Here is a 23,933-nt window from a genome sequence, read left to right as displayed (position 1 = left end):
TGAGGTGAAATGAATTGAAGCTACTAATAGGAGCATTACCAATCGCTCTATCAATTACTTTTTATTTACTTGGTTTACATCCTAAAATTCGTATTGTGCTACATATTTTCGCATACTTAGCACTGTATGTACTCGGGACAATTATTTCTATTAATATATATGATGTTTTAATACAAAATTTAGTTTTCATGACAAGCATTCATGGAATTTTACTAAATCCACTTTTTCTACTTGCAGGAGCATATATAGGTATATACATTTTGCACTTAATTTTGTCTCACATTATTATGAAACTAATGAATTCCAAAAATGGAGTGTAACGAAATGCAGCCACCATTCATCTGTCATAAATGTAAAAAAAGAATAGCGAGAAAGAAAGATCTTATTACCTCTACATGGCATTTTCGCTTTTATTTATTTCACAACACTTGTTTCAAAAATCAGCAATTATTTGTCTCACGTTTTATTCCTATAAATACACTTTTGGGTTTTCTTCTTAATATATACGGTCTTATTACTGGTAGCATTCTAATGTTCACGGAGCCATCTATCGTTTGGCTTATTTTTTTGCTTCCTATTTTATATCGTTTTTTTTCCTATTATTACGTTGAACGTTTTTTCTCTAAATAACTAGTAGACTGACCTCTAGGAATGCTTAAACACTCCCATTCATTTTCTTTTAACATTTTACCAATGTAGATAATTTGACCAATATGTAAAGCATAATGAGAAATTTGCCTTTCGATCGCTTGCATTACAGTGTGTGCTTCTCCGCGAATGTATACTGTCTTCAATAGGTGTTCCGGCGTTATAGTATTCATCGTTTTAAAAACATGTTCCCACCCTTCTTGCCACGCAGCGAGAGCTTCTTGTTTTGAATTGTAGCCGCCTTCAAATTCACCATCTCGATTACGATCTGTTTTTTCACCATCGGACGTTAAAAAATCCGTCCATCTTGAACGCATATTACCATGCAAATGCTTAATAATAATCGCAATACTATTTGTCTCCTCATGAGAAGACCACATTATCTGTTCATAAGATAATTGAGAAAGTACTCGTTCTCCTTGGTTTTGTGTTGTTTTGAAATTCGAAATTGCACATTGTAAATATTCTCGTCCGATATCCAAATTAACACCTACCTTCACACTAACTAATTTTCGTTCCATTCGGTAGATCCATATTAGGCTGAAGTAAAACAACATCGTCAGCTTCAGGAACTCCGCCAAGCACAAGTACTTCCGATTTAAATCCTGCCACACGCTTTGGTGGGAAATTCACAATAGCAACGACTTGTTGACCGATTAAATCTTCTGGATTGTATCTTTTCGTAATTTGAGCACTTGATTGCTTAACCCCTAACTCTCCAAAAGCGATTTCTAACTTAATTGCAGGAATTCTTGCTTCTTTAAATTCCTCTGCCTTTCTTACCGTCCCAATACGCAAATCCAAAGTTAAAAAATCTTCAAAATTAGCCATTTTATCAATCCTCCCAATTATTACTTAGACAAAGCATAAAAATCTCCTTCAAAAAAAAGAAAGGCGCCTAGGCACCTTTCTTTTGTAATTCACTTGATTCATTTGATTTATAGAAGAAGAAACCGAGAACTCCGCCAATACATGATGGGATTAACCACCCTATTCCTTCTTTATATAACGGTAACATTTGTAGTACATTTGAAATTGCGTCAATTTTGATGTTCGCACTTTCTAAACCATTAAATAAACTAATCGACAATGCACCTAATATTGCACCAATATAAATTGTATTACGCTTTCCAATCCATTTATGGAAATATGAAAGTACGATTAATACAATTGCAACTGGATAAATGATCATTAACACTGGTAAAGTTACTGCGATTAATTGTGTCAATCCTAAGTTAGATACAATTAAACTAAATACACATACTATTGTTACAATCGTTTTATGTGAAAATTTCGGGAATAAGTTCGTAAAGAAGCCAGCACAGGCAGATGCTAATCCAACCGAAGTCGTTAAACAAGCAAGTGTAATAACAAGCCCTAATAAAATTTTCCCACTCGTTCCATACAACTCATTTACAACATTCGTTAATATAAGACCACCGTTCTCTGAAACACCAAGTGATGTACTTGTTGAACCTAGATAAGCAAGTGATAAATATATTAACGTTAAACCTATTACAGCAATTACTCCTGATACGACTGTTATTTTTGCGATTTGTCCGCTCTCTTTTATTCCTTTTGAGCGAATAACTTGTACAACAACAATTCCAAACACAAGAGCACTAATTGCATCCATCGTTAAATACCCTTGAATAAACCCACCAAAGAAAGCATTTTCTTTATAAGCAGCGAGTGGTGCAGCCGGTGTTCCAATCGGATCAATAATTGCCTTTCCGACAATAACAGCAACTATTAATACTAACAACGGTGTAAGGAACTTTCCAAACCAATCAACTAATTTAGATGGATTTAATGATAAATACCACGTTACTCCGAAGAAAACTATAGTGTAAAGGAACAGCATGTACCATTCTGAAACCATTGCTTCTGATAAAAACGGCTTCATTCCCATTTCAAACGAAACAGCTCCAGTACGCGGGATCGCAAAGAATGGTCCAATTGCTAAATAACTAACTAGTGGAAAAATAAACGCAAATATAGGGTGAACTCTAGAAGATAGCGCTTTCAAGTCCCCCTCTACAAACGCGACAGCTGTGACAGCTAATAGGGGTAATCCGACTCCTGTTACTAGGAATCCAATTGTAGCAATCCAAACATTTTCTCCTGCTTGTTGACCTAAAACTGGTGGAAAAATTAAATTTCCTGCTCCTAAAAATAATGCAAATAACATTAAACCGATTGCTAACGTATCACCTGGCCTTAATCGTCCCTTCATTTCTTTCATTTGCATAGCACTTTTTCATTGTTTTTCTCTATTCTCACAATATGCTATGCATCCTCCTCTCTGTTCATAATCATAAAATATGCCCCTTACAAAGCAATGTCTTTCTCCATAATTTCTCCATTCCCCTTTTAATTACTCCAAATAATAAATTTGATTTTTTTGAATATTTAAGTTATTAGAGTGTTATAACGTGGAGTTTAGTTGTCAGACCTCTTTGTTTTTATCACACATATAGTAACATATTTGGTTGAAAAATAAAAACATATTTTTAAATAGAATTTTTTGAAAATCAAAATTATCCACACATACCTCCTTTATTTATTCTATTACACAAATTTTTTTAGAAATTTAAGATTTTTACATTTTATTATATTTGAATATTTTTATACGAAAGAAAATGAAAGCCATCAAAAAATAAGATGGCTTTTACTTGTTACTCTATCGTTTCAACTTCACGTGGATTATTCATCTCTTCAACATACACAACTCTAAATCCATGATCTTCTAAATCCTTTAGCAATGTTTCTAATTCACTATCTTCAAACTCTTCTCCCAATGTAAACATTATTCTACGTACTAATAAAGCATCATTATCAAAAGTCATTAAGCTTTGAATACCAGTGTATTTCTTTAGCACTGTCGATAATTTTTGAATGGCCCCATTATAATCTTGTGTTCCAATCATGACAGAATATTTACTAGAATGGACTCCCCATGCATCTTCTAATAGTTCAAAAACTTTTTTATGAGTTAAAATACCAAGGAAGACCCCTTTTTCATCAACTACTGATAAATACGGTAGTTTTTTAATTGTAAAAAATACTTTAAAGAAGGAAGAGTCTTCTCTCACGTACCCATTCTTATCGTTCAATAATTGTAATACATTATCTTCAAGTGAACCTTTATATTCTAAAATATCTACTTTGTATACATTCCCTAAAAACTTCTCTTTTTTTTCATCTAAAACTGGTACACAACGATACCCCGTCTTATTTAAATGCTCCAGCGTTTCCCCTACCGTAATTGAACTTGAGCAAAACAAAACTTCCCTCTTTGGCACATAATTCCCTTTAATCCTCATAAAAAAAGCCTCCTTATGCTAAAATACTTTCTGTGCCATAACTATATTATATTTTCAGAAAAAAATAAATATATTATTTTATTTTTCTGAAAATTATTCTTTTTTCCGTCATAATTTATTCATTAATCATACACTTGTACTCTCTTCAGCATCAAAAATCCCTTCTGAATTCTGGATCACTTTAATGCATCATTGTACGGACCTAATTGCTTTTTAGAAAAATAATGATTTGTCTCCTTACTTTTCATTAACATATTTCCTTTTATAATTAAAAAATAGGTAGCTACTAGAAAATAGATCAGCCCTAATATCCAATCCAAATTTGTAGCTAGATTGTGTAAAAGAACATATCTCATATATGCATAACCAATCGGAACATGTAGTAATACAACCGCACCTAATCCCGGATTGTATATTGTTTTAGCTTTTATATTCGCAAAAATACCATGCCATATGAATTGAAAAAATCCCATTAAAATAGGTGCCATCCCAAGCCATATTATATTTTGAAAGAAAACCGGAAGTAAATAAAAAACATATGCAATCAAAATATTTATTACCATAGCAGATTGCGTATTTAATGGATAGCGATCTGGTATATCACTTTTAAATATAACTACATTAAACAGACCAGCGAAATAACCTGGCCAACGATACTCTTCAAATTGATGCACTAAAATGGCCACAAAACTTAACGCTAACAGTACTTTCATTTCACTTATTTCTCCCAAATTCGCGACTAAACAAACAACGACAACAATAGCCACAACTAACCCTACATCACACCAATGCTTTCTAATAAAACTAATCATCTCTATCACCCACTATCTCAATTTTTATAAAAATAGCGTTCAAATAGGAAATCAATCTGTTTTTCTACAGGCAGTACTCTTATATCTGCCCCTGATTCAAGAATTGGCATCATTAATGCTGGAAGAAAAATAGATCCAAATATTTGCACTGTCATCATCATTAAAATTTCCTGATCCGTTTCATTTGTTATTTCACTCAAAATATTCTTCACTTTACTAAAACCTAGCCTCTTCAAAAAATCTCCATATTCGTATTGAGATGTAAATACCGTAGTTCCCATTGCAATAATCTTCCTAACTAACTCAGGATATTGCCGAATTACTAGTACATAATCAAATAAAAATATTTTTAATCTTTCTTTCGCTGGCACTGTAATATCATCTAAAATAGAAAAAGTGCCTTGAAAGCTAATTAATAAGACTTTAATCGTCTCACTAATCAACTTTTCTTTTGAACCAAAATGGTAATTTACAAGCGCAATATTTACATCTGACAATGCCGCAATTTTCCTTATCGTTATACTTTCGAAACCTTCGTTTTTAATTAACTCCAATGTTGTATTTAAAATCTTTTCTTTCGTTGATATGTTTTCATTTCCCCTCAACTTATCTCCCCCTCTAGAATTTATTAGTTAAACAATGATTTAAACACTGTTTAACTTTATGGTATCACCTTCCAATTTTAAAAATCAATTTAATTCTTTCGACTTTTCCCTACATTTTTTATCATTCATTCCATACAAAAAGCGTAAAAATGCTAAAATGTTCATGCTTTTTGTATTAGTGCTGTTATACACCTTCTTCTGCTTTATATCTCACACATATAATAAATTTCTAAAAATAATTTAAAACTATCCATATACCAATACGTAAAGAAAAATATGTTGTAACTTCATCCGAAAAAAGCTAAAATAAGAATAAGAATTTTCTGAATATTCAAAGAGCAGGTGATTGAATGTCCTTATTGCGCTCACATATATGTAAATTTATAGCCGGTGTTTTGATTATTTTTGTCATAAGTCCTCTTCCAGCATTATTCATTACACATAATTATTCCTACTTAACTGGATTTGTAAGCATTTTCCATAATCTAATGCAGTCTTCTTCCATTTCAATTCCAACAATTGATTGGATGCATGAACCTATCCTTTTCTCAGCAAATCAGCTTATACATACACAAAATATAATACATACCTCTAACCATTCGTCACCACTGTTCCCCTACATATGGGAAATATATTTTTTATCGATCGTTCGTTTCACATTCACTCTTGTAATCGGTTTCTTTATAAGTCTAGGAATTGGCCATCTATTTTTAAAAGCACCAAACTCATTAAAAAAGTGTAGTTCTTTATTTCGCTGGATACCGTATTCTTTTGGCACTGTGATATTACAATGTTTAGTCCTATTATCACTTCTCTACATCGCGAAATTCATAAAGTTTCCTTTCTTCTCCTCTTTTATCATCGTATGTAGCACTTCTATGATAATCGTTATGCAAGCAATTAAAAAATGGCTACCGTTCTTAAATACTACTAATGAATACGAAATAAAAAATTCATCTTTCCTTGTTGATACGTTATTTATTGCGCTTACTTCCAATCATAAATCTATTTTGAGTTCCATTATTCTTTCATTCGTTTTTATGGAATGTATTTTTCATACAAATGGACTATTACAATTTATCGTCCAATTTGGCAAAAATGCACCTATAGTTGTCACAATTGGTTTATTACTACTTTATATTCCATATAGCATCTTATCGTTTCTCCAAGCTTTATGGACAACAAACTACCCTAAACAGAACACGTATACTTTAACTAGAAGTATTTCGAAACCATAACATAGAATAACCGTCTACTTAAATTAAAAGTAGACGGTTATTCCTATTATATAGAGGACAAAATAACAGCAAATTAAAAAACTACTATAGAAACCTACCAATATTTGCCCATTTTCTTTGACTAATCTTTTCATTTGGATTTATTATAAAAGTATAACATAATTGCAGGAGGTGACATCTTTATTCCAAATTAGGAGTAAAGAACACACTTGGACATATTAAATATTTTTCTCATCTTTATACTTATCCTTATTTCTGGTTTTTTCGTTGCTTCAGAATTCGCTGTCGTAAAAGTACGAAAAAGTCGAATTGACCAGCTTGCAAATGAAGGTAATAAGCAAGCATTGGCTGCAAGAAGCGTTTTATCTAACTTAGACGTTTATTTATCCGCTTGTCAGCTTGGCATTACTATCACCTCTTTAGGACTTGGTTGGCTTGGTGAACCAACTGTGGAACATTTACTGCGACCATTATTTGAAAAAATCAATATTACTGGAACAATGGCTAACACGTTATCCTTTATTATTGCTTTTAGTGTGATTACTTTTTTCCATGTTGTATTAGGCGAGTTAGTTCCTAAGTCTTTCGCAATCCAAAAAGCAGAGGTAATCACATTAAAATTTGCAAAACCACTTATTTTATTTGATAAAATTATGTATCCGTTCATTTGGCTTCTCAATAGTGCAGCTATATTTTTTACAAAATCACTCGGTTTAGAGCCTGCGAAAGAAAATGAGCTTGCTCATTCTGAAGAAGAATTACGACTCATTTTAGGTGAAAGTTATAAAAGCGGTGAAATCAATCAAACCGAGTATAAATATGTTAATAATATTTTTGAATTTGATGATCGAGTTGCGAAAGAAATCATGGTTCCTCGTACCGAGATGATTTGCTTATCTACTGAAAATACGTTAGAAGAAAATATGGATATCGTCGCAACTGAAAAGTATACACGCTATCCTATTATTGAAAAAGATAAAGACGACATAATTGGGATGATAAATACGAAAGAAATATTTCACGATCAAACAAAAGGAAATTATAAACCACTTGAATCGTACATACACCCAGTTTTAACTGTATTTGAAACAGTTCCCATTCGTAAAACGTTAATACACCTCCAAAAGAACCGCGTACAAATGGCGATTGTTATGGATGAATACGGTGGAACTGCTGGCCTTTTAACGATGGAGGATATTCTTGAAGAAATTATCGGAGAAATTCAAGATGAATTTGACGCAGACGAATCACCGATGATTGAAAAGCGTACTCCTAAGCTTACTGTTTTAGATGGGAAAGTACTCATTTCTGAAGTAAATGATATGTTTGGCCTACATATCGATGAAAGTGATTTAGATACAATTGGTGGTTGGCTTCTCTCTCAAGCAATCGATTTAAATATTGAGGCTGGCTATTCGGTTGAATATGCTGGTTTTCAATTCAAAGCATTAGAACTTGATGGGCATCAGATTAAAAAAATTGCTGTACATAAATTAGATACTACAAAGGAGTTATAAAGTGACTGTTTTACTAACAATTTGTATCATTGCTTGTTTCATTGTTTCATTTCTTGCCTTTATATACCCCATTATTCCTGGCATCCTTGCCGTATGGGCTGGCTATTTCATTTATCATTTTGGAATAAATGGCGGAGAGTTGACGACATCTTTTTGGATTATTCAAGTCATTTTTACACTCTTCATTTTCGTTGCTGACTTTATTGCAAATGGATACTTCCTAAAAAAATACGGAAGTACAAAATCGGGCGAACGTGTTGGTATGGTTTCTATCATTGTCGGATCGTTCTTCTTCCCGCCATTTGGTCTTATTATCATACCGTTCTTATCTGTATTTATTACGGAACTAATGCATAAAAAGGCGCCAAAAGACGCCCTTTTAGTCGGAATTGCAACTGTAGTCGGTTTTTTAAGTAGTACAGTAGCCAAAGCCATTCTCCAAATCATTATGATTATCATCTTTGTATGCTATATCATTTTTTAGCCATCCCTATTTTGGGATGGTTTTTTAATATGAAATACCTACTCGGCTTTTCTCGTATAAGCTTTTATTACGTAAACTCCATGTAAAATGAGCTGTATCACCAACTGTGATTTTCGATCCATCTGTTGGCAACATATCTTTTTCAGTTCGATATACACCTGTTACATCACCATCTATTAAATGCGTCGGACAAACAACAGTCCAACATAGTTTACTATTATTCAGCGCTTCATAAGCAGCTAAGTGATCTTCCGCAGCTGTTGTCATTTTTCTTTTCGATTCTTTTGATTGGAAACGATATATACTTGGGTTTATTCGCGCTTGTAAAATACCAGCCGTTCCTATTGTAACAATTTTCTTTATGCCCTCTTCTTCCATTTGTTTTATAATAATCGGTACACTCTTCTCTAACGTCCCATTTCGATCAGTTCCAAGAGCACTAATTACAATATCACATCCTTTAATCGCTTCCTTTATATCGTCTCCGTTTAATACATTTCCCTTAATAACATGCAACCTTTCATGCTCTGTTTCTACTCTACTCAAATCACGAACTAATACCGTTACTTCATATGAATCTTGTAGTGCCAATTTCATAATGTGTGATCCTACTCTACCTGTCGCTCCTAATATACATACTTTCATATACTATCCCCTCTTCAGTTCTTTCTCTCTATTTTTCCGTAAAACATACAAATATACAACAAAAAAGCTTCCTCGTATATGTGAGGAAGCTCTATTATCCATTTATCCCGCATTAACGGGCAGTAAATTCGGCGAATGCGAGGAAGTTAGGTGGGAGATAACTGCCCGTAAATGCCCGATTGGTGAGGGCTAATAATCAGTGGGGATGGACAAAACCCCCACTGATTAAAGTTTCACTTTATTTCTTTTCTTTCGAATCAGAAGACTTGTCTGTTCCGCTTGTTTCTTTATCTTTCTTTTCATTTTGCTTTGTTGTTGTGTCATCCTCTTTCTTTTTATCCTCATCTTTACTACAACCTACCATTAATAAAGAACTTGCAAGTGCCATAGCAGTTAATGACTTAACCCATTTGTTCATTTGCGTTTCCTCCCTTTGATAGAATATGTACAATCCCATATTACTCTTTATTTTTAAAGGAAAGATTTAAAAATAGTAAAGATACAGTAAACTATTGTAAATTTTCAGATAACATAACCGATCTTTAATCCCCCCTCTAATTAGACATAAAAAAACTAAGGCGCCTTTCATTCCACCTTAGCTTTTCACGCGAATTTTTCATTTTCATATACATGTTTAATCTTATATTCCTTCTTCACAACATATTGCCAAACATTATATGCGTAACGATTCATTTTCACAAAACAATTTTCCAGAAAAGAACGAAACTCCGGGTTCGCAACTTCTACTGCCACTTGAGCAAACTTTAATGCTAATCGTTTCAGATGTGTAATATAACAAATTGCAATCCCCATATCCCCTGTATATTCATTATCTGTTTCCCTATCCATTTCTGTAAATTCCGGCCACATTTGTTTACAAGTTATATGCTGTATATTTTCTCCTTCTTGAAAATTCACTTGTTCATTATATGCTTGTAACATATACGGCAAATGATGCTGTAAAATATCCTTTAATTCTTCATCTCGAACCTTGCCCGTGTACTCTCCAACTTTATATATAAGTGTGTAACTATATGTCATCAATTCTTTCATACAATCCATTAAAGCTCCTCCCTTCCTATTTTTCATCTATATACTATAAATATGATGCGATAACATTTGATATTCTTGCTAGAAACCAATCCCAGCTACTAATTTTCTCAAAATCTTCTTCAGAAAATCGTTTTGATTTATGAAAGTCTCCTTTTAATCGACTCCATACGTCAGCAACGACTTTCTTGTCATATATGAAACAGTTAGATTCGTTATTTAAGTAAAAACTTCTATTATCAAAATTTGCTGTACCGATATCAACGATTTCCTCATCGATGATTGTTACTTTCCCATGAAAAAATCCATTTCGATATTGATAAATCTCCGCTCCAGCATCTAACATGTCTTTCAAATAAGGGTAGGCAGCTTGTTTTAACAATACGGCATCACTTTTAAATGGAACGAGAATTTTCACACGGACACCACGATTTAATGCATCTTTCAGTCCTTTTACCATCTCTTTACTCGGTACAAAATATGGTGTAGCGATAATTAAGGAATGTTTTGCCTTCTTTAAAAGCGCTCCATACTCCTGCCATAAACCTTTCCCATTCGAAAATACATATTGATATTTTACATTTCCTTGTACAGGTAACTCTTGACGTATAGGGACCTTTTCTCCCGTATCTTCCTGCCAATCTTCCGCAAATTTCCGTTCCATATCAGTAGCTCCATTCCCTTCGATGCGTACATGATAATCACGCCACGGACCAAATTTAGGATCCTGCCCAAGATATTCCTTTCCGATATTGAAGCCACCAATGTACGAAACTTTCCCATCTATAGTAACAATGCGTCTATGATTACGTTGATGCAAAGAATAAAATAAGTTTTTTAATTTAAGTTTTTTACTAAATGTAAACTTCACGCCTTTTTCTTTTAATTGATTGATTATCTTTTTCTTAAGCTTATATCCGCCAATGCGGTCTACTGACAATTTCACATCTACTCCGCTAGATGCTTTTTTCTCTAATAATTGTAAGAATTCTTTGCTTACCTCATCTTTACCTACAATATAAAAATGAATATACACATTCTTTTCTGCACGATTTATATTCTCAAATAAACTTCTATATAACTCGTCACCGTTCGTATATAATTGAAAATCCCCTGACCGAATTTTTTCTAATTCATATCCACTAGCCATTTTCTTCCCCATTTCCACATCAACGTTCATCCATATGAATACACCTATAAAACAAATTATTACAATTAAAAAGTGCTTCATGGATACGTTCCTTTCTCTAACTACTGTTATTCCTATATCTTTCCTTTTTTTAAACATTATCATACAAAAAATATGTCATTGCATGATATACGTCCATATCAAACAAGAGCTCATCTGCATATTGTATGTTGTATCTTAAAATAAAAGGAGGAAATAACAATGGGCTTCGCACATGGTAATGGATTTGCGCTACTAGTCGTATTATTTATCCTCTTAATTATCGTCGGTGCTGCTTGCTTCTGCTAAGCAGTTATTGTAATACGATATGGGGATGAAAAAACTATAAAAGCGGACACCTATTTTTAGGTGTCCGCTTTTCATTTCATAAAATCCCCTAGCCCATTACAAAAATAGTACCACTAGGAAAGTATTTTACATCAAAAAGTTAGCAGTGTAGCTACCTTCTTACTCTCCGCCTTACGAATATGACGCTGTTCTGCACGTAACACAGCAATTCGATGCAATTCTTTCTCCTCTTCTGTCTCAGGGATAACACGCGGTACAGGAACTGGATTATTCTCCTTACTAAGCGCAACAAAAGTAACGAATGAAGTTGCTGCTACACGTTTTTCACCTGAAATTAAATCTTCTGCTACTACTTTCACAAATATCTCCATAGAAGTTCTTCCCGTCCAAATTACGAAAGATTCATAACTAACACAATCTGAAGAACGTACTGGGTATAAGAAATCTACCCAATCCATAGACGCTGTGACACATTCCATTCTCGAGTGTCTCGTTGCTGAAATTGAAGCAACCATATCCATCTCCGCCAATATCTTTCCACCAAATAGCGTGTTATGATCATTTAAATCCGTTGGAAATACTCGACTCGTTTTAAAAACTCTTGATTCATTAGCTGTTTTACCCTTTACTTCAGTCATTGTTATCACCCCTTTAATTATATATCCCTAATATCCAAGCATTTACTACATCTCATGAACTACACGTTTAATATTAACAATTTTTAGAACTTTTAGTCCACAAAAAAGAACCGATTTTATCAATCGGCTCCTCTAAATACATATTGTTCTTTCGGCTGTTCAACTTTATTCCATTTCGTTACTTCTAAAACAGGAATATTCGCATGAAACGGCTGATAAAATTCAGTTGAAATTTCTCCTTCTACTTGAATCCAATCATCGTTTTTCCACTCTACACCTTCTGGTTTTTTTACTAACATACCATATACACCAGAATCCGCTACGCAATGTATAATACCGAAACGGAATAAGAAATATTGTTCTTTCTTAGAAGAGTCATCGCGGAAAACAAAGCCTTTAAATGATAAAGTTTTACCAGTAAATTCACCAGGATAATTGTAAATTGTCTCCATACCCTTTAGGAAATCTTCATCTTTTAATGCAATATTGTCTTTCGTAACAAACTCTTTCTTCCCTTTTTCCATTACACCACGATATCCTTCTTTTCCGTAATAAATACTCGTATCTGGTCTTAAGAATTGTCTCGTCATAAATGGATCTTTACTTTCCGCTTGTGCAACAGGAAAATGGAATCCCTTCGCTTTAACAATGTCCGAATCTAATGTTGCAATTGGGAAAAATAATCCTGAAATAATTGGGAAACAGAACAATGTGTACGAAAATGCTTTTTTCCACCATGTATTTTCATCTTTTGAATGATCATGCCCACAATGGCTGTGATCACAACTACAATCTTGTTTCTCTTTTTCCTTTTGATGCTCTTTCTGGAAAACGATAATAATTTGTATAATCGTTAAGAAACCTAAAATAATAGCTGCAGTTTTTGATAAATAGGCGTACTTCATATTTATATACTTCGTAATGTTACCGGAAATATGAAGCTGTCCAATTAAAATTGTAAAACCTAGTAATATATATGCTCGAAACATAACCTACCACCCCATCGCATAAATGAGTAGTGAGCTTGCATAAACAACAAGTGTAACTGTAACCGTCACAACAATTACAAATTTTGTTTTAAATGTCGCAAGCATCATAAACATATTTTTAATATCCACCATCGGTCCATATACGAGGAACGCGACAAGTGACGCTGTTGAAAATGTACTTTGGAACGAAGAAGCAATAAATGCATCCGCCTCTGAACAAAGTGATAAAATGAAAGCAAGTCCCATCATAACAGCTGATGAAGAAAACGGACCTTGTCCAATTGCAAGCAATGTTGAAGTTTGTACAAATACTTGAACCGCAGCTGCAATTAACGCACCTAGCACTAAATATTTTCCCATTGAGAAGAATTCCTCAACAGCATGTGTACATACATCCCACATTTTTTTACGTAACGGACGCTTATGATTCACTTCTGGGAAGTGATCATCTCTTAATTGATGTTCTTTAAACATAAATGATAATATAATTCCAACGATAATTGCTACGATAATCGCTACAATAGAACGATACCATACCATGTGCATACTACTTCCAAAAGCAACATATGTTGCAAATAATACAACGGGATTAATAATCGGTCCAGTTAACATAAATGCAATTCCTGCATAGGGTGGAACCCCTTTTCCGATTAATCGTCTTACAATCGGAACAATTCCACATTCACATCCAGGAAACATCATACCTAAAAAAGTAGCTAATAAAACGGACAGAAATCGGTTTTTAGGCATCCATTTTGCCACCATATCTTCTGTCACAAACATTTGAATGAATCCTGAAATAAATACACCAATTAGCACAAAAGGAAGTGCTTCGATTAATATTGAGATAAAGATTGTATTCATTTGCAGGAATGCTTTCGGTAATTCAAACAATTCCATGATGTATTTCCTCCAACTTTTCATTAACAATATGTAATTTTAACCCCATTTCATTATTTGAACAAGGGTTATACGGAATTCATAACCTTCATACACATTACATTTCACAAGTTATATTCTGTTCCAAAATTGAGATTTCATAGCAAAAAAAGCTGCTCTAGCGCAGTTTGACAACTATGCTAGAGCAGCTTTCTTATCATTAAAAGTAACGTTTCTTCCAAAAAACAAATGCTAAAGTGAAAGATAATGTTACACATATTATAAGTACAATTACAAAACCATATGCTTCCCCTTCAAATGGAACCTTTACATTCATTCCAAAGAAACTAGAAACCATCGTTGGTAATGATAAAATGATTGTAATAGAAGTCAACAGTTTCATAACACTATTTAAATTGTTAGAAATAACCGAACTGAATGTATTCATCATTCCACTTAAGATGTGACTATATATTTCCGCCATTTCAATAGCCTGCTTATTTTCAATTAATACATCTTCTAGTAAATCTTGATCGTCTTCATACATTTTCAAAAATGTACTGTTTCGCATTAATTTTTGAATTACAATTTTATTTGCCTTTAATGATGTTGTAAAATAAACTAAACTTTTTTCAAGGCCGAGCAATGTGAAAATTTCTTTATTTTTCATCGACTTATTTAATTGGTGCTCTAAATCGATTGTTTTTCGATTTATTTGCTTTAAGTATCTTAAATAATAAGTAGAAATTGTATATAAGAGCTGCAGTGCAAAGCGTGTTTTTTTAAACGTATAAAATTCTTTAATACGTTGATTAATAAAACGTTCAAAAATTGGATTCTCTTCTAAGCAAATTGTAACGAAACAATCTGGCATTACAATCATACCTATTGGAATCGTGTCATAAATTGAATTCCCCTCTTCATCATGCCTAACTGTCGGAATATCGACGATGATTAAGGTATTATTGTCTTCCTTTTCAATACGAGAGCGTTCTTCATCATCCAAAGGGTCTTTAATGAAATCTAAGTCTACATTTAAAGTTTGTACTAAATACTGAATTTCCTCTTCAGTTGGATGAAGTACATTAATCCAGCAACCCTTTTGCATTTCCTCAATCTCTTGTAGTTTTCCGTTTCGGTCTGTTAAATACATATTTAACATACTATCACCCCGATTCTTTTTACATGTGGGAATCTACCTCACTTAAACAACAGTTTTTGAACCGCTATTTTCAGCATATGAAACATACGTTTAAATTTCAATAGAAAAATTATTTTGAAAACGCTTTTACGTGAAAAATATTATAAACGTAGAAAAAGACAGAGGATTCTCTGCCTTAAAAGCTTATGTTGCTTTTATAACATATTTAGAGAGCATCCACAAGTTAAAACCAACTGAAATCGTATAACCAGCGTAAGTTGAAATGATAAAACTTACATAATCGAAATACGGAAGCAATACAATATTTAATATTATCTTTACAATAATTCCGATTACTAAACCTAATACTGTTTTCTGTTGTTGATTGATTCCTTGCAGCATGGCGGCCGTTACAGTAAAGAGAGAAAATAGTATACACGCAGGAGCATAATATTGTAGAATAACACTTCCTATCTCCGGATCATTCCCAGTACTAAACAAAAGCGTATATATTGGTTTTGCTAACACCATCATTCCAATCGCCGCTGGTACCGTAATCCCTACTACTAATATATTCGTCTTTGTAAAATGTTTATATAGTAACTTCGTATTCCCTGCTGTATAAGCTTTCGTCATCTCTGGAACGAGGGACATACTAAAAGCAGTCGCAACTGAAACGGGGATAAGTACAACCATTTGAACAAGGCCAATTATCGCATTGATTTTTTCCGCTTCTCCTTGCATATATCCAATTTGTATAAGTAGTTTATTAATTGTAAATGTATCAATAGTCTGATACAAAGGAATTGCTAAACCAACCACGACGAAAGGAATAGAATATGTAAAGAGCTCCTTATACAACGAGAAGAAAGATTTCGTCGTTTGCGGTATACTTGCCATCTCTTTTTTCTTTAAATGCCTTCTCCTTCTTACATAATACGCAGTTAAAACAGTTAATCCACCTATCGCTCCCATGAAAGCACCAAACGTTGAAATACCAACTGCTAGCGAAACAGACGCTTTTAAAACATATAATACGACAAAACTTCCTATCAATATGGTTAAGACCCGAAAGAATTGCTCTACAACTACACTTAATGCAGAAGGGCCCATCGACTGAAACCCTTGAAAGAAGCCTCTTAATAAACTCATTACTGGTACAAGTATTAACGCAAAACTTACAATTTGAATGTTAGTAGCGACTGCAGTTACACTATTCCCCGTTTGATCACTTCCATCAACTACAAGTTCAGCTAAATGCGGGGCTAATACATATAGTGTGAAACATGATACAACTCCCATTATTAACATAAAAACGATACCACTCTTTAGTACTCTTTTAACTGTATGATAATCATTTAGTTGATCATATTTTGATACCATCTTTGAAACAGCGAGCGGTAACCCCATCGTCGCTATACTCAGCATAATCGTATAAGGACGATATGCATATGTGTATAGAACGTACCCGCTCGTACCAACCATTGCTGTAAATGGTATAATATATATAAACCCTAACATTTTAGATATCATCGTTGCCATCGTTAAAAATATCGTTCCACGTATAAACGGTGACCCTTTCATTACATTCCTCCGCTACGCTTTATTATTACACATTATGGACAACTCCTTTTGTTTAGAACCGAAACAAATAAAAAAGCCAATGAATCATCATTGACTTTAACGTGTTGTTTTTTTCTTTTTCAAATACTTTAAACCGAAGTATAGTGCAATAAAGAGCACAGCTCCTATAATTATGTAATGTGTGTAATCAGATGCATACTCTTTAATATGACGCCAATTTCCACCAAGTTTTTCACCTAAGTATATAAATAGAATTGACCATGGAATGATCGCTACAACCGTATAAAGTGTAAATAGTTTTAATGGCATCTTAGCTAGTCCTGCTGGAATAGAAATAGCATGACGTACTACTGGGATAAAGCGTGCAGAAAATATTACGCCTGCTCCGTAACGCTTAAACCAACCTTCCGCTATGTCTAAATGGTGTTTATTAATAAGTAGATATTTCCCATATTTCTCTACAACTGGACGCCCTCCGTAGTATCCAAGCCAGTATAAAAAGATTTGCGCTAAAGTACCACCAATAGTTCCGGCGATAACTGCACCCACAAAACTAATTTTACCATCCGCTACTAAAAAGCCAGCATACGAAAGTACAATTTCACTTGGGATTACTTCAATCATTAAAGCAAGAGCTACTCCAAAGTACCCTAAGCTTGCAAAGAATTGCAATAACTGATCTATTATATTCGCTAACATATTCTTTTCTATCTCCTTTTTTCTTCACATACCCCCCATTATCACATAAAGATTGCCATCTGCCAATATAATCATGTGAATCTCTTCGCCTAACTCATAGATTTTAAAGAAGACTACACTATACTCTTTTTTGTTACAAGAATATGTACAGCCCTTCATCAATATACCCTAAAAAGATACTTGATTAATTTAATTAATCAAGTATCTTTTCCTTATTTCGATCCTTCATAAACGCAAACATTTCTTTAATCTGCCATTCTGTATTTCTAGCGATTGATAAATCAGGTATTTCATTTTCACTAAAAAAATCTATATCTTCTGTTTCAATACTTAGTTTCTTTTCTCCACCAACAATCTCACAACCAATAAAAATCTTATATACATGCGTTGCTGAAGGCGATGGTTGATGTTTTTCCTTATCAAATATAGCTAGTAACTTAAAATGATCTACTTCATATCCTGTCTCTTCGAAAACCTCTTTTGCTGCTACTTCTGTTGGCGTATAACCAACATCAGCCCATCCACCTGGCAACGCCCATTTCCCATCACTTTTTTCCTTCACAAATAATAGTTTTTCATTTTGACAAACAACTGCTCGTATATCAACTTTTGGTGTTTGATAGCCCGTCCCACTTGCAAATAATTTCTCTACTACTTCCCAATCTGTTTTTGTGTAATGTGACATCATCGAAATCGAAATGTCTCGTAATTGTTGGAAACGTTCTATATCATACGCATCCTTAGAATACGTTAAACCCGCTTGGGCTATAGATTGTATTTGTTTTACCCAATCAATCCATTTAATCGTCATCTCTACACAACCCCATTCTCTATCAAATACATACTATTTCACTTTTTTCGTACATCTTTATTATACAAAAAAAGAGATTGATAATGTTCCAATCTCTTTCAAAATTAATCCAATTCATGTAAGTGGTCTTGTATATACTTTCTTCTTTTATTTATATATTCATAGATCATATCAGCCTCTTGATCAAATGTTTCTAATTTTTCTTTCATATATGGATCTTGTAGTAAATACGGACGAATCGATTCACATATTCCTTCTACTTTCGGCCTCATAAATGAAACTGTAAATTGATCTTCTAATATTTCTTCTAAAATACTTCGATATTGCTTTCTAAATACAGGTATATCTAACAGCCTTGCACTTAACGTGTTATACCCTTGAATGCGAATATATTCATGATTAAGCGGTCTCCCTTGTACATCTCGCCCCCAAGTCGCATCATAATCCCACGGTATAACTTCAAATAAATTTGTTTCATCGTTATGATATAGTGCATAGTTATGAACGAAACCATCAAAGTTTTGCGTAAAAATAACTCCAGCTAACCATCGTAAATATTTATCTACATCTAGAAACTTCCCAATTTCTTTTTCATAATCTTCCCTCGACAAAGTATTTGCTTGAAATACAAATTCACTCAGTTGTTCTTCACTATTTTCATTCGAATATTTAAATTCATATCCTGCAAAGAGCTCTGTCTTAACATCTTTATCTCGCTCACTCATTAAAGAAAAATTCGCATCATCATCAATCGCATAATAAATAGAACCACTCGGTAATCCTCTACTTTTTAAAAAGTTTTCATCAACTGATTCTAACTGTAAATATACCCCTTGAATTTGACCATTAATTTTTATAAATACATGTTGTGACTTAGGTGAAAGTACACCAATATCATGAAAGAAATCTAGAGATAATTTATTTCGTATGATAGACGGATCCATAAACTCAGAATTTAAATGAAACTCTTTCGCACCTTGAAATTTTTTCGGTTTATAAAACATAACATGATAAGATTTTTTCTCAAATTCACGAATATGAGCACCACGGTAGACAATATCAATGTCATACTTCTTTTTCCCATAAGTTAATTTTGCTGGCACTGGACTATCTGACCAAATGTCTTTTTTCAATTCCACTAAGTACATTGGATGAACAAAAAAATCATATGAAAGCAGCATGTTTTCTCATCCCTTCTCAGTTCTCTTCATTCAATGTATGCACCACGCCTTGTCCATACATCCGCTATCATCCATTTATATAAAAATACACTCTTGTCCTGTTCAGAAAGAAACCGTATCTCATATCATGTTAAGGAAAAAGAATACCTTTTCAATTTAATACTCGATAAGGAGGATTTCTATGAAACGTGATATTAGAAAAGCTGTTGAAGAAATCAAAAGTGCTGGGATGGAGGATTTCTTACACCAAGATCCAAGTGCTTTTGAGTGCGATGATGATAAATTCTCTCATCATAAATGTACAACAGGGTTTAAATGTACAACAGGGCGTAAATGTACAACAGGACGTAAATGTCCAAGAACAAGATGTACTCGCGTGAAACATTGTACTTTCATTACAAAATGTACTCATGTTAAAAAATGGACATTTGTTACGAAATGTACTCGTGTGCGCGTTCAAAAATGGACGTTCGTTACGAAGGTGACGCGCAGAAAAGAATGCGTTTTAGTTACAAAACGTACTCGCAGAAAACATTGTACTTTCGTTACAAAATGCATACGCTTTGAAAAGAAATTTTTCTGGACAAAACGAAGTTTCTGTAAAAAATGCGAATTCTTCCCTCACGGACACGGTCGCTCTTGCGATGATTCATGTAATCATGGTAAGGACTGTCACGATGACGGGCATAAATGGAATGATTGCAGCGGTAGACATAAGTTCCCATGTTGCAAAAATAAGAAATTCGACCACTTCTGGTATAAAAAACGTAATTGTTAGTTTTTATGCCTACAAAAAAAGGCCGTTTTGCGGCCTTTTTTACGTTTATTGAAAATGACTTATATCTGCAAATTGTTTTACTTTTCCATTACCTTCTTCAAATTCTATTACGCTAAGACTAGCGCTATGCATAAATGGATCATCCCACACATTTTCTATTTCACTACCCGCGAAATGCCCAACAAGTAATTTTGCCGCTGCCGCATGGGAAACAATTAGTATATTTTCGCCTTTATGCTTTTCTAAAAGAAGCTGCATCCCCTCAATTACTCTTTTATGAACGGCCTCAAAATTTTCTCCTGATGTTGACTGAAAAAGATGTGGCTCATACCAAAACAATTGTATTTCTTCTGGGTATTGCCTTTCTATCTCATCGATTGTTTGTCCTTCCCATATACCCATGTTAATTTCATAAAAATGCTCATCCGCTATTATCGGTATATCACGTTCGCCCTTTATTAACTTTGCAGTATGAAGTGTTCTTTCACTCGGACTACTATAGATCACATGGATAGCTAAATCTTTCATCCGGTCACCTAATTGTTTCGCTTGTAACATACCATTTTCAGTTAAAGCTGAATTTTTACGTCCTTGCATTCGCTTCGCTACATTCCATTCTGTTTCACCGTGCCTTGTTACATATACAGTTGTTTTCATTTCTCATTCCCCCTTATCAATTTGGTCGTAATTCCCATGGTTCTATTTGCCCCACAATCCATTCATTGCAATTACTTTCAATCCCATTAATTACTCCATCTGATATTTCTTGATGAGTAAGCCATCTTCCGTATGTATCTTCTAAAATAAAACCTAATATAATTCTATGATACCGACAAAGCGTACCACCTATTTTCTCTGCAGTCATACGCGATGCTTTACTGCCTAAAATATGAAATAAACTGTATGTTTCAGACGAAAATTCTATCTCCTTACAAATGAGTGATAACGCATACTTTGCACTTGAATGTATCCATGCGACAACTAATGTTATGGGACCATTTCTCTCAATTGTACCTTTAATAGCTATCTTTACATCGTCATTATTATGATAATCTAACGGAAGGCATGTGATATTTTCTGGTGCAGAACTTGCTCCCTTCACATTTTCTAATTTCACTTCATCTCGTCCAATAATAGAAACATGGAATCCTTGCTCACAAAGCCACATAGAAACTTGCTTTAACATCCCTGTTCCCCCGATTACAAGTGCATGCAAATACTCTTCCTCCCTAGTAAAATGTCATATGTGGTTTTTCTTCCCTATAATAATTTAGACGGTCTTGTAGTGTCCCTGAATGAAACTCGAACTTGTGACCGTCAGGATCAACAAAATATATAGACTCACAATCTCTCACATTACGTTCTCTTCCTAGTAAAATATGAACATTATTTTCTTCTAACCGATGTAACAGGCGTTCAAAATCTTTTTGTTCAACAGAAAATGCAATGTGCGTATAAGATTGATGAATCTCCTTTCTGGGAATATGTTCCTCTTCGTTCAGTGCTATCCATACTCCACATATATTGAAATATGCAAGTTTTCTCCCTTTAACTAATAGTTCTCCTTCTAGCACTCTTTCATAAAACATAATAGCGTTTTCTAAATTTGATACTGAAAAACAAAGATGATTGATTCCTTTCAACACTCCACGTTCCTCCCTAAACAAATAAAAGATGAGCGAAAATTCACTCATCTTTTATTATACTATTTCTTTGTAATATATGCCCATTTATAACTAAAGTCGCCACCGAACGTATGGTTAGCAATACCATTTACATACGTCTTCTCTAAGTAAGCTGTACTTTGTTGGTACGTAGGAGAGATTGCAGCATCTTGACCAATTAAGATTTTTTCAGCTTCTGCAAGTGCTTTCCAGCGTGCTGCGTCATCTTTTAGTAGTTCTCCTTTTGATTTTGCTACTAAATCATCGTACTTCGGATTTGAATAATCCATTTCATTAAATGAGCTTCCAGTAACGAACATATCAATATATGTCATTGGGTCTGGATAATCTGGACTCCATGCAGATAATGAGAATTCATATTCAAATTTCTTTTCTAAATCTAACTTCTGCTTATATGGTTGTTGCTTCAAATTCACTTTAATACCAGGTAAGTTTTTCTCTAATTCTTCTTTAATAAAGTCGCCCACTTTTTTACGACTACCGTTATCATCATTTAGTAATTCTACTGTAATTGTATCTTGACCAAGTTCTTTCTTCGCTTCTTCCCACAGTTTTTTTGCTTTCGCAGCATTATCTTTACTGTCACGGAAATTTTTATTTACAGTACGGAAGTCTTTTCCATCTGGTCCTGTCGTAAACTTTTCAGGTACTAAGAAATACGCTGGCAATGATCCATCATTCAAAATTACATCCGCAATTCCTTTTTTATCGTACGCTAAATCAATCGCCTCACGAACCTTTTGATTTTTAAACGTTGCATTTTTTTGATTAAAACGTAGGAAATACATACGTGGGTCTAGCTTCGTTTTAAATTCATCTGGTTTATTCTTTTTATATTTGTCTACAAACTCAGAACTTAAAATGACACGGTCTGCTTGATCACTATCATATAAATTCACCCCAGTACTTGTCTCTTTTACTATACCCACATTAATTTCTTGTAATTTTACAGCATCTTTATCCCAATAATTTTGGTTTTTCTTTAACTGGTAACTTTGTTCATGTTTCCATTCACTCATTGTAAATGGTCCATTGTACAATAATTTATCTGCTTCTAATCCGTATTTATCCCCTTGTCCTTTTACATACTTTTCATTTAATGGGAAGAATGTAGGGAACGAAGTAAGCTCAAGGAAATAAGGTGCTGGTTGCTCTAATTCTACTACCAACGTTTTATCATCCTTCGCTTTAACACCTAATTGATCCGACGGTACTTCTCCTTTATTTACTTTCTGTGCATTTTTCACATCAAATAAAATAAATGCATATTCTGCTGCTATTGCTTTATCTAATGTACGTTGCCATGCATATACAAAATCTTGTGCTCGAACTGGATCACCATTTGACCATTTTGCATCACGTAATTCAAATGTATATGTCTTTTTATCTTCACTAATCTTCACGTCTTTGGCCATACCTGGAGTTGGTTTATTATCTTTATCTAGACGATATAATCCTTCCATTGCATTTACAAATACACGGAAAGATACAGAATCTGTTGATTTAGATGTATCCATTGAAGGAATTTCAGCTGTTTCTAGCAAATTTAAAACTTGTTTATCTGCCATTCCCTTACTTGATTCTTTCTTCGTTGTCGAAGCCTTCTCCCCATTCCCACATCCCGCAACCAGTACACTAGTCGATAACGCAAGTGCAGCAATTGTTGTTGCCTTTCTCTTCATTCTTCCTTCCCCCAATCTATATGTATAAGTTAAAACTTGTATAATATATTTTATTATACAAAAG

Annotated in this window: 29 protein-coding genes; 7 read left to right on the top strand and 22 right to left on the bottom strand. The window is 33.8% G+C overall.

Features of this window, described 5'->3' with window-relative positions; genetic code table 11:
* Positions 1-14: 14 nt before the first annotated feature.
* Positions 15-320: a hypothetical protein gene (locus ACFWDE_RS19720; protein WP_264540647.1), complete on the top strand. Its 306-nt coding sequence runs from the start codon at positions 15-17 to the stop codon at positions 318-320.
* Between the two features lie 4 nt (positions 321-324).
* Positions 325-630, top strand: a complete 306-nt coding sequence (locus ACFWDE_RS19715) for a permease (protein ID WP_377894139.1) — start codon at positions 325-327, stop codon at positions 628-630.
* Here the strand turns inward: ACFWDE_RS19715 and ACFWDE_RS19710 are convergent.
* From ACFWDE_RS19710 to ACFWDE_RS19685, 6 genes are all read right to left on the bottom strand, one after another.
* The gene (locus ACFWDE_RS19710; RefSeq protein WP_033706697.1) at positions 603-1,169 is read right to left on the bottom strand and encodes a DUF1572 domain-containing protein; all 567 of its coding nucleotides are present in this window, start codon (positions 1,167-1,169) and stop codon (positions 603-605) included. The two genes, ACFWDE_RS19715 and ACFWDE_RS19710, sit on opposite strands and share 28 nt — an antisense overlap.
* Positions 1,150-1,479 (bottom strand): chaperone CsaA, encoded by a 330-nt coding sequence (gene csaA / locus ACFWDE_RS19705; protein ID WP_377894137.1) that lies wholly within the window; start codon positions 1,477-1,479, stop codon positions 1,150-1,152. The genes ACFWDE_RS19710 and csaA overlap by 20 nt, the downstream gene beginning before the upstream one ends.
* Before the next feature lie 67 nt (positions 1,480-1,546).
* The gene (gene brnQ4, locus ACFWDE_RS19700; RefSeq protein WP_087944608.1) at positions 1,547-2,884 is read right to left on the bottom strand and encodes a branched-chain amino acid transport system II carrier protein BrnQ4; all 1,338 of its coding nucleotides are present in this window, start codon (positions 2,882-2,884) and stop codon (positions 1,547-1,549) included.
* A 442-nt stretch (positions 2,885-3,326) separates the two neighbouring features.
* Positions 3,327-3,974, bottom strand: coding sequence for a cyclic di-AMP binding protein CbpA (gene cbpA / locus ACFWDE_RS19695; protein WP_016094211.1), 648 nt, complete (start codon positions 3,972-3,974; stop codon positions 3,327-3,329).
* A 176-nt stretch (positions 3,975-4,150) separates the two neighbouring features.
* Positions 4,151-4,795 carry an HXXEE domain-containing protein gene (locus tag ACFWDE_RS19690; RefSeq protein ID WP_377894135.1) on the bottom strand — a complete coding sequence of 215 codons (645 nt, stop codon included), beginning with the start codon at positions 4,793-4,795 and terminating at the stop codon, positions 4,151-4,153.
* An 8-nt stretch (positions 4,796-4,803) separates the two neighbouring features.
* Positions 4,804-5,391 carry a TetR/AcrR family transcriptional regulator gene (locus tag ACFWDE_RS19685; protein WP_219918087.1) on the bottom strand — a complete coding sequence of 196 codons (588 nt, stop codon included), beginning with the start codon at positions 5,389-5,391 and terminating at the stop codon, positions 4,804-4,806.
* Positions 5,392-5,741: 350 nt separating this feature from the next.
* Here ACFWDE_RS19685 and ACFWDE_RS19680 point away from each other — a divergent pair, with 350 nt between their 5' ends.
* From ACFWDE_RS19680 to ACFWDE_RS19670, 3 genes are all read left to right on the top strand, one after another.
* On the top strand, positions 5,742-6,629 hold the full coding sequence (locus ACFWDE_RS19680; protein WP_377894133.1) for a hypothetical protein: 888 nt from the start codon (positions 5,742-5,744) through the stop codon (positions 6,627-6,629).
* A 209-nt stretch (positions 6,630-6,838) separates the two neighbouring features.
* On the top strand, positions 6,839-8,146 hold the full coding sequence (locus ACFWDE_RS19675; protein WP_377894132.1) for a hemolysin family protein: 1,308 nt from the start codon (positions 6,839-6,841) through the stop codon (positions 8,144-8,146).
* A 1-nt stretch (position 8,147) separates the two neighbouring features.
* Entirely contained in the window at positions 8,148-8,630 is a 483-nt protein-coding gene (locus ACFWDE_RS19670) for a DUF456 domain-containing protein (protein ID WP_000217328.1), read from the top strand.
* A 24-nt stretch (positions 8,631-8,654) separates the two neighbouring features.
* On the opposite strand, the gene ACFWDE_RS19665 is transcribed toward ACFWDE_RS19670, so the two are convergent.
* The 4 genes from ACFWDE_RS19665 to cls all read right to left on the bottom strand — a co-directional run bounded on the left by ACFWDE_RS19665 (position 8,655) and on the right by cls (position 11,556).
* Positions 8,655-9,275, bottom strand: a complete 621-nt coding sequence (locus ACFWDE_RS19665) for an NAD(P)-dependent oxidoreductase (protein ID WP_377894130.1) — start codon at positions 9,273-9,275, stop codon at positions 8,655-8,657.
* 238 nt (positions 9,276-9,513) lie between these two features.
* Positions 9,514-9,693: a hypothetical protein gene (locus ACFWDE_RS19660; protein ID WP_377894128.1), complete on the bottom strand. Its 180-nt coding sequence runs from the start codon at positions 9,691-9,693 to the stop codon at positions 9,514-9,516.
* 185 nt (positions 9,694-9,878) lie between these two features.
* The gene (locus ACFWDE_RS19655) at positions 9,879-10,337 is read right to left on the bottom strand and encodes a spore coat protein (protein WP_377894126.1); all 459 of its coding nucleotides are present in this window, start codon (positions 10,335-10,337) and stop codon (positions 9,879-9,881) included.
* 34 nt (positions 10,338-10,371) lie between these two features.
* Positions 10,372-11,556 (bottom strand): cardiolipin synthase, encoded by a 1,185-nt coding sequence (gene cls, locus ACFWDE_RS19650; protein WP_377894124.1) that lies wholly within the window; start codon positions 11,554-11,556, stop codon positions 10,372-10,374.
* A 159-nt stretch (positions 11,557-11,715) separates the two neighbouring features.
* On the opposite strand from cls, the gene ACFWDE_RS19645 reads away from it, so the two are divergent.
* The gene (locus tag ACFWDE_RS19645) at positions 11,716-11,802 is read left to right on the top strand and encodes a YjcZ family sporulation protein (RefSeq protein WP_000505094.1); all 87 of its coding nucleotides are present in this window, start codon (positions 11,716-11,718) and stop codon (positions 11,800-11,802) included.
* Between the two features lie 131 nt (positions 11,803-11,933).
* On the opposite strand, the gene ACFWDE_RS19640 is transcribed toward ACFWDE_RS19645, so the two are convergent.
* The 8 genes from ACFWDE_RS19640 to cotH all read right to left on the bottom strand — a co-directional run bounded on the left by ACFWDE_RS19640 (position 11,934) and on the right by cotH (position 19,724).
* Positions 11,934-12,440: an acyl-CoA thioesterase gene (locus ACFWDE_RS19640; protein ID WP_002200764.1), complete on the bottom strand. Its 507-nt coding sequence runs from the start codon at positions 12,438-12,440 to the stop codon at positions 11,934-11,936.
* Between the two features lie 119 nt (positions 12,441-12,559).
* Positions 12,560-13,429: a TIGR03943 family putative permease subunit gene (locus tag ACFWDE_RS19635; protein ID WP_377894123.1), complete on the bottom strand. Its 870-nt coding sequence runs from the start codon at positions 13,427-13,429 to the stop codon at positions 12,560-12,562.
* 3 nt (positions 13,430-13,432) lie between these two features.
* Positions 13,433-14,329: a permease gene (locus tag ACFWDE_RS19630; protein WP_377894121.1), complete on the bottom strand. Its 897-nt coding sequence runs from the start codon at positions 14,327-14,329 to the stop codon at positions 13,433-13,435.
* Between the two features lie 199 nt (positions 14,330-14,528).
* Positions 14,529-15,470 (bottom strand): magnesium transporter CorA family protein, encoded by a 942-nt coding sequence (locus ACFWDE_RS19625; protein ID WP_000933700.1) that lies wholly within the window; start codon positions 15,468-15,470, stop codon positions 14,529-14,531.
* Between the two features lie 183 nt (positions 15,471-15,653).
* Complete coding sequence (locus ACFWDE_RS19620; RefSeq protein WP_264540635.1) at positions 15,654-17,033, bottom strand: putative polysaccharide biosynthesis protein; 1,380 nt, start codon at positions 17,031-17,033, stop codon at positions 15,654-15,656.
* 96 nt (positions 17,034-17,129) lie between these two features.
* Entirely contained in the window at positions 17,130-17,732 is a 603-nt protein-coding gene (gene uptA / locus ACFWDE_RS19615; RefSeq protein WP_000880689.1) for an undecaprenyl phosphate transporter UptA, read from the bottom strand.
* Between the two features lie 193 nt (positions 17,733-17,925).
* On the bottom strand, positions 17,926-18,543 hold the full coding sequence (locus tag ACFWDE_RS19610; RefSeq protein ID WP_377894117.1) for an NUDIX hydrolase N-terminal domain-containing protein: 618 nt from the start codon (positions 18,541-18,543) through the stop codon (positions 17,926-17,928).
* A gap of 104 nt (positions 18,544-18,647) precedes the next feature.
* A complete protein-coding gene (cotH, locus tag ACFWDE_RS19605; RefSeq protein ID WP_377894116.1) occupies positions 18,648-19,724 on the bottom strand; it encodes a spore coat protein CotH in 1,077 nt (358 codons plus the stop codon).
* Positions 19,725-19,905: 181 nt separating this feature from the next.
* Between cotH and exsB the strand changes: the two genes are divergently transcribed.
* Entirely contained in the window at positions 19,906-20,502 is a 597-nt protein-coding gene (gene exsB / locus ACFWDE_RS19600; RefSeq protein WP_377894114.1) for an exosporium protein ExsB, read from the top strand.
* 45 nt (positions 20,503-20,547) lie between these two features.
* Here exsB and ACFWDE_RS19595 read toward each other — a convergent pair whose 3' ends face one another.
* The 4 genes from ACFWDE_RS19595 to ACFWDE_RS19580 are packed head-to-tail and all read right to left on the bottom strand — an operon-like array spanning position 20,548 to position 23,869.
* A complete protein-coding gene (locus ACFWDE_RS19595) occupies positions 20,548-21,159 on the bottom strand; it encodes a phosphoserine phosphatase 1 (RefSeq protein ID WP_377894112.1) in 612 nt (203 codons plus the stop codon).
* A 16-nt stretch (positions 21,160-21,175) separates the two neighbouring features.
* Positions 21,176-21,718 (bottom strand): short-chain dehydrogenase, encoded by a 543-nt coding sequence (locus ACFWDE_RS19590; protein ID WP_377894110.1) that lies wholly within the window; start codon positions 21,716-21,718, stop codon positions 21,176-21,178.
* Positions 21,719-21,731: 13 nt separating this feature from the next.
* Positions 21,732-22,148: a FosBx1 family fosfomycin resistance bacillithiol transferase gene (gene fosB / locus ACFWDE_RS19585; RefSeq protein WP_377894109.1), complete on the bottom strand. Its 417-nt coding sequence runs from the start codon at positions 22,146-22,148 to the stop codon at positions 21,732-21,734.
* A 59-nt stretch (positions 22,149-22,207) separates the two neighbouring features.
* Positions 22,208-23,869: a peptide ABC transporter substrate-binding protein gene (locus ACFWDE_RS19580; RefSeq protein ID WP_377894107.1), complete on the bottom strand. Its 1,662-nt coding sequence runs from the start codon at positions 23,867-23,869 to the stop codon at positions 22,208-22,210.
* Between the last annotated feature and the right edge of the window lie 64 nt (positions 23,870-23,933).

Source organism: Bacillus sp. NPDC060175, from assembly GCF_042728695.1.
Lineage (GTDB): Bacteria > Bacillota > Bacilli > Bacillales > Bacillaceae_G > Bacillus_A.
Note: the sequence above shows the minus strand (reverse complement) of the source record. Positions and strands in the feature narration are given on the sequence as shown.